This is a genomic window from Rhizobium sp. 10N414 (genome assembly GCF_056394785.1).
Window position 1 is genome coordinate 74,083 of the sequence record NZ_JBFTIN010000026.1, and the last position, 10,362, is coordinate 84,444.

Genomic DNA, 10,362 nt, shown 5'->3' on the forward strand with positions numbered 1-10,362 from the left:
GTGAAAACACCGAAACGTGAAGGCCCACCTAGTCCTCGGCTGCGGATTGGGCAATCGCCGCCAGGAAGCTCGCGAGTGGCGGCGGCGTCATATGTCGTAATGAGTGTCGTCATATCCGTAAGGCGCTGGCTCTGTCGACGCTTCTCCGGCGCCACTTGTCGAAGGCCCGCAGTGGAATCTTGACCCTACGGCAGCCTATGGCAACGCCCGACAAGAAACGGTTCAAATAGCTGATGCGCTTGGCCATTAGAAGCTTCGCTCCACTAACGGCAAAAACATGCTCGGCGCTGTCTGACGCATGGCCGCCTGTCAGGGCAGTTGGTCTCCGCAGACTTTTTCTGTAAGTATTGGCCGCCCTCGAAATGTTTCCCAGGATACAGAATGCTTCGCCTCTCCGAGCTAGCCAAAGGTGATTTCCTAGCTTTGGATATCGAAGGCGACGGTAACAAAAACCAGCGGCCCGTAGAGATTTCCGTTTGCGAGTTTAGTCACGGTGCGTTCATTCGAGAGCACCATTGGCTGATCAATCCCGAGCGCCCGATTAGCTATTTCGCGAGAGTGAAGCACGGGATAGGAGACCGAAAGGTGCGATCTGCCCCGAAATTCACGGAAGTCAAAGAGGAGATTGCGAACTTGCTGGCCGGAAGGGTCGTTGTCGCCCACGATATGACTGGCGACTTGCTTATGCTCGGCGAAGGTGACCCATCGATTATCGAATTCCCAGGACGGATAGTTTGCACCTACCGTATGGCAAAACGCGTCCTTCACGCGCGCCAGCCCGTGACGCCTGGCGTCACAAGTCTGAGTGCATGGCTAGGCATCGACCGAGAAATGCCAGACGGCCTAAGGCGGAAAACAGTCCATTCGAGCTCGCTCGACGCGTGGAGGACGGGAAAGATATTTGTTGCGCTGGCAGGCAAGTTGCCCCCTGACGACAGGACACAGGAGATGCTCTGCCGGCAATTTTCGCTCAGCGTCAAATCACTTGAGGCAATCCGGTCGAAATTGGCAAAGCGCGCGATGTCGGCTTCGAGTGCCCAAATTACCTAGTGGATGGCCAGCGAGGTTGGAGCGTTAACTCTCGTCGAATACAGTCCGACGTAGGTGCCGATCAGCATCGCAGCGATGTCCTCAGCATTACGATAGCCGTCGTTGTAAAATTCTATCGCCGCGCTGGATAGCACGTTCGACGCCCTCTCATCAGGGCTCTCCTCGTAGTAAAGAAACCACGCCCGAACGGCTTTGGACATCGTTCTGAAATCGAGCTCGCCGCTTCGCTGCATTGCACCCTCCTTGATTGGCCAAAGGCTTTCTTCGCAGTGCACTTTCTATGGCGTCAGGAGAGCAGAAGCCATTGACGACGAGATCGCGCGCAGTGCGGTCAAACTCCCTCGGCCGCACCTTCCCTCCAGTCTCATCTTTGAGCACGTCCATAATAAGGCGGCTACTGATACCGCAATTAACCTTCAAGTCCTAACAGACCAATCGGACTTGTCCGCGACAGCTCAGAGCTGCAAGAACACAGTCGTCGAAGTCGCGGAAGGTGCCTTACCGCCCTGCCCTTGCCAGCGACCGTGCGATGTCGACGATATCATCAGGGCCGGCGGTAGATGCGGACATGGGGATACTTGCGGGCGATCTTGGCAAGGAAGGTCGGCAGCATACCCATGGTGGCCGGATAGATGCTGCCGATCCTGATCTGGCCGATGCGACTGCCGCCGGCTGCCCGGGTCAGTTCGGTGGTCAGGTCGATGTCGCTTAAGATCCGCACACAGCGATCATAGAAGGTTTCCCCTGCCCTGGTCAGTTCCACCCGTCTCGTCGAGCGGATGAACAGCGGACAGCCAAGTTCCCTTTCCAGCGACATCACATGATTGCTGAGTGCCGCTGAGCAATGCGCATCCTGGCTGCCGCCCGGCCGAAGTGCAGTTCCTCGGCCACCACTTTGAAATAGGAGAGTTGGCGTAAAGGTTTCACAGCCTCGCACAGGAAGCTGGCAGTTCAGGCGGTAGTCATTCAACCCACTTAGATGGGTTGAATAATTTCTAAAAATGCATTAATTGAACCATTAAAAGGGTCAATTAATGCGCCTAACGCTCCAAAACCATTTTGATGACGAGTGGCATCACGCCGCGACCCTAGAATTCAAGGACGACGCGGCCGGCTTCCAGGGCGCGTCGATCGTCGATTACGATCTCGATTATTTCGTCACGATGGCGTCGGCGGAATTCGCGACCGGCAAAGCGGTCCGCGACCATCGTGCCTTTTCAGTCCGTTATCCCGTTGACCTCGAAAATCGATACAGCCGCAGCTGGCCACCCTTCCTCTTGGATCTTATGCCCCAGGGGCACGCAAGGCGAAAGCTGGCCGATCACCTCAGCCTTGCTGAGGGTTTGGGCGCTTCCGATCTGCCGCTGCAGCTGTCTAGCGATGGCGGACAGCGGTCTGGCGGCGGGTCAATGATGGCGAAGGACCGCTAAATGGCTCGATGGAAGAAGCCGACGAAAGAGGAGATTCTTGAAAACCGGAGAACACTTGCGGAGCGTGCTCGAACTGGGGACCTGAGGCTGCCCGGTGCTGTGGCGGAGATCCGCAAAGGGTTCGGCATGACGCAGGAGGAATTTGCCAAGATGCTGACGCTTACCAGGCGACAAGTTGCGGAGATCGAAGCCGGCGCCGCGAACCCCACGCTCGAAACGTTGGAAAAGATTGGCCGCGTGTTCGGATTTGGCGTTGGGTTTGTTCCAAAGCAACCGGGGCCAACTTGATAATCACGCAGCGCGCTCAAGTGATATTGGTTCAATTGACGGCTTACGGCACGCGCGGCGGCGGCAGGAGCCTGAATACCTACGATGCGGCCAGTAACGGCAACTTCGATGACGACCAGCCGCTGATCGACACCTCCGATCACTTTCCGATTTTCACCGCTTGGACCACCGGCCCCTGATCGTCTGCCACCCTTGGGGATTTATGAATCGTGCAACGCTGCGCTCGAGCGGCAACGACAATAAGGGGATGTCGACTTCCACCGAAATCACGGCGAAACATGGAACCGAAACCGCCCCCTGCCGTTTCGTTATCTTCCCGAATTGGAGGCGTCGAAATGGAAACTGCCCAACTTCATCGTGGCCGACTAATCGATCATATCCAATTGGTCGTCGCCGATCTTTCGGCAAGCCGCGCCTTTTACCTCCCACTGTTAGACGTGCTCGAAATTCCAATTGGTGGTGAGGCCGATGACTATTTCTGGGCTGACGAACTCTTCATTTCAGCCCGAGACAGCGACGCTGCCCTCGGGGAGCTAACTGGGCGGCATCATTTGGCCTTTCAGGCAAAGGATCGTGCCACTGTCGACGCATTCCACAGCGCGGGCATCGCCAACGGCGGTACCGACAACGGTAAACCTGGCGAACGATCATATCACCCGGGATACTACGCCGCCTTCCTGCTTGACCCAGACGGGAACAACATAGAGGCGGTGTATCACGGACCGGCCAACCGCAGCGCTCGGTCAGTCGTAGTTGACTTCTGACGACCGTGGTTGGCGGCGAGGACGAAGACGACAGGCAATGCAAAGCAACGCTGCGGTAACTGGTGTTGCCCGACTCGGATTCCGTCGATAGATGGACGACTCAAGCAAGCGGCCTGCCACGCAGTTGGTTTTTGTCGCTAGCAAACATACGGGCGCTCCCCAATCGGGTTGAGCGCCCGTAATGTTTTGTCCATGTTCAATGGCCTCGACTTCGGATATTTCCGGAGGGTCAACTCCCCCAAACTAAACCGTGCATCTTGCCAAATGGGCCTTCGTGACTATTTTGCAGATCGCAAATCAACCGAGGACTTACATTGGCTACTGGTACAGTGAAATGGTTCAACTCTGAAAAGGGCTATGGTTTCATCGCCCCCGATAATGGCTCTCCCGATGTGTTCGTGCACATCTCGGCAGTAGAGCGTTCCGGGCTTTCGGGCCTCAAGGATGGTCAGAAAGTCAGTTTCGAACCGAAGCAAGATCGGCGTTCTGGTAAAACAGCGGCTGAAGATCTCCGCGCACTTTAATTGAAGGCTGCCGCGCGAGACGCGGCAGCCGAAACAACAACAGCAAAATCCATCCGCAAGCAGCGACTTTCAACCACACGTTTGTCAAGGCGGCGTTCAACAATGAGGCAGCTGAGGCAACCAGCGGCGGGCAAATATGTTCACCGCTTCGCGCTCCGTCGCGACTTTACCCCGGTTTGCCATGTGCTGAACTGCCAATCGCGTGGCCAAAGCCTTGCCCGCAAAGCCAACGTGGGTTTGCCCATAATCTTCACCCAAAAGCGCTCGTCTTTCGCAATTTCCGCATTCTTACGTTTCAAATGGGTAGCACACGGTCGAGTGAGGCAGTCTTACCAGGCTCAGTTCGATGGACGGCAAGTGAAGCGTCACCATAATCCTTGCGTATGACTGTCCAAAGTAGCGTTCTCAGGTATGTTACCCGAGATCCAACGACAGGATAGGATTTCAAATGACGCGTTGCAGCCATCAGAACTCCGTTCGATCCGTCAGGCCCCAGACCATGGGGTGTGAAGAATGCCTGGCAACCGGGCAAGCTTGGGTCCACTTGCGACTATGCCGTGAATGCGGACACGTTGGTTGCTGCGATCAATCAGTCGGCAAGCATGCGACGGCGCATTTCCGGAGCACGGGCCATCCCATCATCGAAGGCTACGATCCGCCGGAAGGCTGGGGTTGGTGCTACGTGGATGAGACAATGATTGACCTTCCTGATCAGACCCCTCAGGTCGGACCGATTCCGCAGTTTTATTAGACAGGAGGTTGAGTGCATGGACGTCCACTCTCGCCAAGCCCAGCTGTTTCCCGTCCTGACCCCGTTGCAGATAGAAGTAGCCAAAAGATTCGCCAGCGGAGAGCCAAGGACTTTTGGTCCTGGAGAACAGGTCTCATCGATTGGTGACCGGCAAATCCCGGCTTCGCTGGTCCTTTCTGGGCGGCTTGATGTCTTCGGGAAAATTGGCTCCCACTCGGAGACCGCAATCGTGTCGCATGGAGTGGGCCACTTCTCAGGCGAACTCAATCAATTGTCGGGACGGCCTGCTATGGCGGCTTCACGGGCTGGCCACCATGGTTGCGTCGCCATTCCCTTTGACGCCACGCACGTCAAGGCGCTCATCATCGGCTCGGCCGAGGTCGGCGAAATCATCATGCGGGCCTACATTCTTCGACGCGTCGCGCTCATCGACACCGGGAATTCCGGCACCGTGCTGATTGGACACGATGGAAACTCGGATTTGCGTGCCCTTCAAATCTTCCTCTCCCGGAGCGGATACCCCTACGTTGTGGTCGATGCCTCCAGCGAGGGCGAGGGTCGCGATCTGGTGGAACGCCTGGGTATCCGGGACAGCGATCTACCGGTCATGGTTTGCCCAAACGGGACTGTCCTGAAAAAGCCCACCGACGCGGAGGTAGCATGCTGTCTGGGGATTACACCGGAGCTGGACCCGGAGATGGTGTACGACGCTGCGATCGTCGGGGCGGGTCCCTCAGGACTGGCTGCGGCGGTCTATGCCGCCTCTGAAGGCCTGAGCGTTATCGTCCTGGACGAACGTTCCGCAGGAGGACAAGCAGGTAGTTCTTCCCGCATCGAAAACTACCTGGGCTTTCCGACCGGCATCTCGGGCCAAGCCCTGGCCGGTCGAGCACTCAATCAGGCCCTGAAGTTCGGCGCCGAAGTTGCCCTGCCCTTGAGAATTTCTGAGATGTCCCCGCCTGTTCCCGGCAGTCGGCGCGATGGTCTAATCAATCTTCGCACGACCGACCGGCGAGCAATAATGGCGAGAACGGTCGTGGTTGCATCTGGAGCACGTTATCGCAGACCAAGTATCTCGAATGTCTCAGACTTCGAGGGTGCCGGCGTGTCGTACTGGGCAACGCCCATCGAAGCAAAGTGGTGTGAGAACCGGGATATCGTCGTCGTCGGTGGGGGCAACTCTGCTGGTCAGGCAATCGCCTATTTGGCCCCCAAGGTCAGCCGTCTCCATCTGGTGATCCGAAGGGACCTCGCGGATACGATGTCGACCTACCTGATTGAGCGGATTGCCGCCCTCCCGAATGTCGTGATGCACGTCGGATGCGAGGTAGCCTCCTTATCGGGGGATGCGTCGCTTCTGGCAGTGAAGATCAGAAACTTGAAGTCCGCAAGAGAGACGGAATTCGAAGTCCGCCAGCTTTTCATGTTCATTGGTGCTGATCCTAACACCGGCTGGCTATGCCCGCACATTACTACGGACGGCGCCGGTTTCATCGTAACGGGAGCTGCTTTCGATCCCTTCGTCGAACAAGAAGTGGGCCGCGCAGCTCTGGCCCTCGAAACCAGCATACCGAACATTTTTGCCATTGGAGATGTAAGAGCAGGCTCCACCAAGCGGGTGGCAGCAGCTGTGGGAGAAGGCGCGGCGGTAGTCAGCCAGATTCACACAGCTTTGGGATTTCGAGATGGTGACCGCAATCCACCTGCGTTCCTTGAGCCTTCACCTCCGCCGAACTGAGCCTTAACCTCGGAAAATTCCAGCTCCCGCTGGAAATAGGCAGTGTGTGAACCGCCGAGCCTCCTGCACGTTGTGAGGCAGGAGGAAACGGCGATGAATGTCCAGAATGAAGGCTCCAGCAGGAATGTTCGCGACGTGGCGCCGATCGGAGCGGCCCTAACCCCCGGGCTGGTATCGTTTTGGTCACCAAAATGGAAAAGGCTTTCCGCCGCTTCCGGGTCGCCCCTCAAGTCGACCCCATCGGCATCGTCTCAGCCTAAAGCTTGACAGGTGCGCAGGGTGAAAAGAAGCTCCGTTCGCGATCCCCTCTCCCACTATTGCCCTCCGTCGGCCATGGCCCGCCACAAAGTCAATCCAGCAGCTTGCGGATCGCCATGATCCCTTTCGCCGTATCCGACCAAGACTGGCGCCAAATCAGGAGGCCCACGCCGAGTACCGTCGCCACGACAAACGGGAGCGGACCCAGGAACCAGAAGGCCGCCGCTACAGTGAAGTAGTACGACCTCACGCCGACGCTAAATGATCGGAGCGCCGGGTTCAGGACCAGCGTGAGCGCCTCGGTCCAGGCCGCGATGTCGCGCTCTTCTTGTCGCGACGGGCTGGCGCCGATTGCGGCCAAACAGTAGTTCAGCTGCCTCACCGCCCAGATGAAATCCGATAGCCCTCTGAGGAGTGTGGCGATGATCAGCAATACCTTGGTTTGGAAGAGCCACGCGGGGTCCTTGGCCGCGAACATAGCGATCAGGCCGTTACCGTTTCCGTAGTTGGGCTCCATGAACAAAGCGCCGCTGAGGCCGACGATCACGATCAGATTTGCTGAGCCGAAGAAGGACGCGGAATTGATCGTGTGGCCCAGGATCGCTGCGTCGCCGATGAAATTGTTGTCGCGGGTCAGCGTCTCGCGCATCCACGCGGCTCGGACCCGCACCATATCTACGGACAAGCTATCGTTGGGCCGTGGCCACCCGAGAGCCAATAGCGGCTCAATCGCAATCCACACCACGATGAAGAATACAAGCGACGCGATGTTGAGCGTGTCCATTCGGCCCCCGACCAGACTTTTTCGCACACTATCGCGGGCGTTGACGTCCTCCAAGAGGGGCCGACGTTTGAACCGCTGTCCGCTAGGGCTGCTCGCGCATCCCCGGCGTAGCCTCCCGCTGATCGGCATCAATCATGTCGGTGGCAACAAGGAACGCGTCCGTGTGCTCGCGAGCTGCCTCTCTGAGCATGGCCAGCTTCGGGACGTCATCACCCTTTTCACCTTGACAATGCCCTCGCGCAACGCTGCTCTGCAGCTATGCCTGGTTTTAGGAGGTTTCACCGCAAGCCAGCCGCACGCGCTGCGACCGGGGTCACAACTCAATATTTGGGTTATGTCTGCGGRGATGGTTGGCGCTGTTGAGTTAGATGCTCAGGGCCACGAGTTTGGCACGGTCTGCGATCGAATCGGCTACGTGATCTAACGTCACAGCATTTGTGGCAAGTGGAGACATCTTTTCTGACAATCGGGGAATCGCGTCCCCTGTGGCATCTGATAGTTCTTTCACCCGACGGCGTACTAAGAGTAAGCCGACACCTGTCTCCTTCGAGAAAGCCTGCCAACCAGCGGCGTCCATTTCCGAAAGCGTTGCGCGTTTGCCGATTCGCATAGCCATCTTCGGAGAAAGGTCTGGGTAGGCCACCGTGGATAGCAGATCGTACAGCGGAGCCATTCGCGGTCCACGATCATCATAAAGGATCGAGAAATTCTTGCCGTGGGCATCCGCATTTCCGACAATGAGATTGAAAATCGCAGCATCCAAAAGCTTTGCGATGTCCGGACCCGGCCGCTCAGATACCCGCCGCAATAACTCAAAACAATCCCTAAAGGTCGGCCCGCCCTCGCTTGCATACTTAGTTTCAGGTGGCACACCGAGTGCTTGGCAAAAGTCTTCCTGATGAATGCGGCGAACCACACCGTCGGCATCGCAGTAGCGATCGTATCGCTCGACCAAAAGGAAAGGGCGACCATTCGCGGACCTCGGTTCGACGGGAGCAACGTCGAGCCCAATTGCGGCAGCAAGCCTCATCACGAAGGCTTCATTCTCGCTGGTCCCCGGAAAGCGCGCAATTGGTGGTTTCAAGATGTGCGTAGTCGCCTGGCCTGGAAGCGGTAGAGCGACTTGGCCATCGACTAGAACAACTGGAACTTTTGATTGGGCGCCCGCAAGCGATAGCCTCAAGCCTTCCTGGCCGGCCAATAGCGGCCGTGTCGGAAGTGCGTCCAATATCCGAACGATTCCTGCCTCATCCAGAGGTGCCGTTTGCTGATCCGCAATCGGTTCTGCCCCGATGGGTTCCTGATCTTCAGGCAAGAGCTGAAGCGCGCCGGCGACGTCGCCGCCCAAGCGATCAAGAAGCGCGAAGTCGTTGGCAGGTGAAACACCCAACGCCTGCGCCGCAACAAGACGCTGGCTTTCTTCTGGCAGCAGGCCGCCGAAAAATGGCCGGCATTCACGGCGAGAAAAAGGTTGTGGACGCTTCGGAAGTGAGGCCGACAGTGGAGGCGTCTTTTCGTCATCAAGCCAAGCTTCAGCGTATGCGAAGCCGATATCGCCATGCTTATCTTGGGTGAATTGCCCGACAATGCGACCACCCCACCAGACATTGAGAACCCTAACCGTCATTTTCTACGTTCACCGGGGGCTAGAATATCAATCGAACAACCCAGCGTTTGCAGAACCTGCAAAACCTTTCCTATCTGAGCTGTCGGCTTGCCGGCTTCGAGGTCCACAATGAACCTTAGGCCAACTCCAGAGACCCCGGCAAGCTCGTCCTGTCGCAAGTTTTGCTCCTTGCGTGCGCTGCGTACTAGGGCGCCGATATCGGCTGGACTTCTGACTTGTTTTGCCATCTTTATTTCCCGATCGGGAAAATAACAGCACATCAGCCGCCCTGTCGAGTAAAATTTTCCCGATCGGGAAAATCATGAGCGCCCGATGATCTGTGTTTGGAAAAAATTCCCGATCGGGAAATTCAGATGGAGCCGATGCGGTGCCGGAGCTCACCGCAGCGAGCGAAACGCTGCACGCACTTCCTTGGTGAATAAATCAGGAGCTTCCCAGGCGGCGAAGTGTCCGCCGTCGTTCACTTCGTTGAAGTAGATCAGGTTCCCAAAAGCACGTTCGGTCCAGGACTTCGGCGCTTGGAAGATTTCGCCTGGAAACACGCTGACGGCCACTGGAACCGAGGGGATGGTGTCGAGACCATTGAAATTGTTCGTTTTGTCTTCCCAGTAGATCTGAGCGGCAGATGTCAGCGAAGTCGCATTAAGTGCATTTCAGCCGCGCCTTGCCAGCGACCGTGCGATGTCGACGATATCATCGCGGCCAGCGGTTGGGTCTTTTTTGCTCCAGGCAATGCCAAGCCCGATCCTAAAGTCGATCCCGCTTACCTTCTTCAGTTCAAAGCCGCGATTGGGAAGATCAAGCGTCCATTCCGGGGCAAAGCCGATGCCAAGCCCGGCAGAGACCAGCGACACCAGCGCATAGGTGTCGTCGCAGCTGAAGGCAATGTTGGCGGTGAGGTCGCATTCGGCGAACTTCTCATTGAAGTAGCGTTCGGTGAACGACAGGTTCTGCCGGTTGAAGGCGATGATCTTCTGAGTGCGCAGATCATCGATGCTGATCTCCTCCCTGGCGGCCAGCGGATTGGCATGGCCAACCGCCAGGTAGTAGCGCTCATGCGCAAGCGAGACGAAGCGCAAGGAGCCGATGTTTTCCACCGGGCGGATGAAGCCTAAATTGAGCTGGCCGGTCTCCAGGCCGCGGATGAT

At 57.2% G+C, this 10,362-nt stretch carries 12 protein-coding genes and 4 pseudogenes; 8 read left to right on the forward strand and 8 right to left on the reverse strand.

Features of this window, described 5'->3' with window-relative positions:
* The first annotated feature begins 381 nt into the window (after window positions 1–381).
* Entirely contained in the window at window positions 382–1,050 is a 669-nt protein-coding gene (locus AC1DE4_RS21525) for a 3'-5' exonuclease (protein WP_477882905.1), read from the forward strand.
* On the opposite strand, the gene AC1DE4_RS21530 is transcribed toward AC1DE4_RS21525, so the two are convergent.
* A complete protein-coding gene (locus tag AC1DE4_RS21530; protein WP_025659606.1) occupies window positions 1,047–1,283 on the reverse strand; it encodes a hypothetical protein in 237 nt (78 codons plus the stop codon). The two genes, AC1DE4_RS21525 and AC1DE4_RS21530, sit on opposite strands and share 4 nt — an antisense overlap.
* Window positions 1,284–1,606: 323 nt before the next feature.
* Window positions 1,607–1,977, reverse strand: a pseudogene (locus tag AC1DE4_RS21535) (LysR family transcriptional regulator); the annotation flags it as partial.
* A gap of 107 nt (window positions 1,978–2,084) precedes the next feature.
* On the opposite strand from AC1DE4_RS21535, the gene AC1DE4_RS21540 reads away from it, so the two are divergent.
* The 7 genes and pseudogenes from AC1DE4_RS21540 to AC1DE4_RS21570 all read left to right on the forward strand — a co-directional run bounded on the left by AC1DE4_RS21540 (window position 2,085) and on the right by AC1DE4_RS21570 (window position 6,545).
* On the forward strand, window positions 2,085–2,480 hold the full coding sequence (locus AC1DE4_RS21540) for a hypothetical protein (protein ID WP_477882907.1): 396 nt from the start codon (window positions 2,085–2,087) through the stop codon (window positions 2,478–2,480).
* Window positions 2,481–2,768, forward strand: a complete 288-nt coding sequence (locus tag AC1DE4_RS21545; RefSeq protein ID WP_477882909.1) for a helix-turn-helix transcriptional regulator — start codon at window positions 2,481–2,483, stop codon at window positions 2,766–2,768.
* A 20-nt stretch (window positions 2,769–2,788) separates the two neighbouring features.
* Window positions 2,789–2,947, forward strand: a pseudogene (locus AC1DE4_RS21550) (hypothetical protein); the annotation flags it as partial.
* A 156-nt stretch (window positions 2,948–3,103) separates the two neighbouring features.
* Complete coding sequence (locus AC1DE4_RS21555) at window positions 3,104–3,532, forward strand: VOC family protein (RefSeq protein ID WP_477882911.1); 429 nt, start codon at window positions 3,104–3,106, stop codon at window positions 3,530–3,532.
* Window positions 3,533–3,846: 314 nt separating this feature from the next.
* Complete coding sequence (locus AC1DE4_RS21560; protein ID WP_477882913.1) at window positions 3,847–4,056, forward strand: cold-shock protein; 210 nt, start codon at window positions 3,847–3,849, stop codon at window positions 4,054–4,056.
* A gap of 448 nt (window positions 4,057–4,504) precedes the next feature.
* Window positions 4,505–4,807, forward strand: a complete 303-nt coding sequence (locus AC1DE4_RS21565) for a UBP-type zinc finger domain-containing protein (protein WP_477882915.1) — start codon at window positions 4,505–4,507, stop codon at window positions 4,805–4,807.
* 16 nt (window positions 4,808–4,823) lie between these two features.
* Window positions 4,824–6,545 carry an NAD(P)/FAD-dependent oxidoreductase gene (locus tag AC1DE4_RS21570; protein ID WP_477882917.1) on the forward strand — a complete coding sequence of 574 codons (1,722 nt, stop codon included), beginning with the start codon at window positions 4,824–4,826 and terminating at the stop codon, window positions 6,543–6,545.
* A 349-nt stretch (window positions 6,546–6,894) separates the two neighbouring features.
* Here the strand turns inward: AC1DE4_RS21570 and AC1DE4_RS21575 are convergent, their stop codons facing one another.
* The 6 genes and pseudogenes from AC1DE4_RS21575 to AC1DE4_RS21600 form a co-directional block, all read right to left on the reverse strand.
* Window positions 6,895–7,587 (reverse strand): DUF599 domain-containing protein, encoded by a 693-nt coding sequence (locus tag AC1DE4_RS21575; RefSeq protein WP_025659695.1) that lies wholly within the window; start codon window positions 7,585–7,587, stop codon window positions 6,895–6,897.
* Between the two features lie 82 nt (window positions 7,588–7,669).
* A pseudogene (locus AC1DE4_RS21580) lies at window positions 7,670–7,813 on the reverse strand (DUF2934 domain-containing protein); the annotation flags it as partial.
* A gap of 138 nt (window positions 7,814–7,951) precedes the next feature.
* Entirely contained in the window at window positions 7,952–9,214 is a 1,263-nt protein-coding gene (locus AC1DE4_RS21585) for a type II toxin-antitoxin system HipA family toxin (RefSeq protein WP_192241371.1), read from the reverse strand.
* The gene (locus AC1DE4_RS21590; RefSeq protein ID WP_018859659.1) at window positions 9,211–9,441 is read right to left on the reverse strand and encodes a helix-turn-helix transcriptional regulator; all 231 of its coding nucleotides are present in this window, start codon (window positions 9,439–9,441) and stop codon (window positions 9,211–9,213) included. Before AC1DE4_RS21590 ends, AC1DE4_RS21585 begins: the two co-directional genes overlap by 4 nt.
* Before the next feature lie 150 nt (window positions 9,442–9,591).
* A pseudogene (locus tag AC1DE4_RS21595) lies at window positions 9,592–9,840 on the reverse strand (epoxide hydrolase); the annotation flags it as partial.
* 27 nt (window positions 9,841–9,867) lie between these two features.
* Window positions 9,868–10,362 (reverse strand): LysR family substrate-binding domain-containing protein (locus AC1DE4_RS21600; protein ID WP_477882920.1); only part of this gene is annotated, 495 nt, incomplete at its 5' end.

Excerpts from the sequence above, each read along its gene's own strand:
- AC1DE4_RS21525 (WP_477882905.1), top strand. The coding sequence starts at position 382 with ATGCTTCGCCTCTCCGAGCTAGCCAAAGGTGATTTCCTAGCTTTGGAT.
- AC1DE4_RS21530 (WP_025659606.1), bottom strand. The coding sequence starts at position 1,283 with ATGCAGCGAAGCGGCGAGCTCGATTTCAGAACGATGTCCAAAGCCGTT.
- AC1DE4_RS21540 (WP_477882907.1), top strand. The coding sequence starts at position 2,085 with ATGCGCCTAACGCTCCAAAACCATTTTGATGACGAGTGGCATCACGCC.
- AC1DE4_RS21545 (WP_477882909.1), top strand. The coding sequence starts at position 2,481 with ATGGCTCGATGGAAGAAGCCGACGAAAGAGGAGATTCTTGAAAACCGG.
- AC1DE4_RS21555 (WP_477882911.1), top strand. The coding sequence starts at position 3,104 with ATGGAAACTGCCCAACTTCATCGTGGCCGACTAATCGATCATATCCAA.
- AC1DE4_RS21565 (WP_477882915.1), top strand. The coding sequence starts at position 4,505 with ATGACGCGTTGCAGCCATCAGAACTCCGTTCGATCCGTCAGGCCCCAG.
- AC1DE4_RS21570 (WP_477882917.1), top strand. The coding sequence starts at position 4,824 with ATGGACGTCCACTCTCGCCAAGCCCAGCTGTTTCCCGTCCTGACCCCG.
- AC1DE4_RS21575 (WP_025659695.1), bottom strand. The coding sequence starts at position 7,587 with ATGGACACGCTCAACATCGCGTCGCTTGTATTCTTCATCGTGGTGTGG.
- AC1DE4_RS21585 (WP_192241371.1), bottom strand. The coding sequence starts at position 9,214 with ATGACGGTTAGGGTTCTCAATGTCTGGTGGGGTGGTCGCATTGTCGGG.
- AC1DE4_RS21590 (WP_018859659.1), bottom strand. The coding sequence starts at position 9,441 with ATGGCAAAACAAGTCAGAAGTCCAGCCGATATCGGCGCCCTAGTACGC.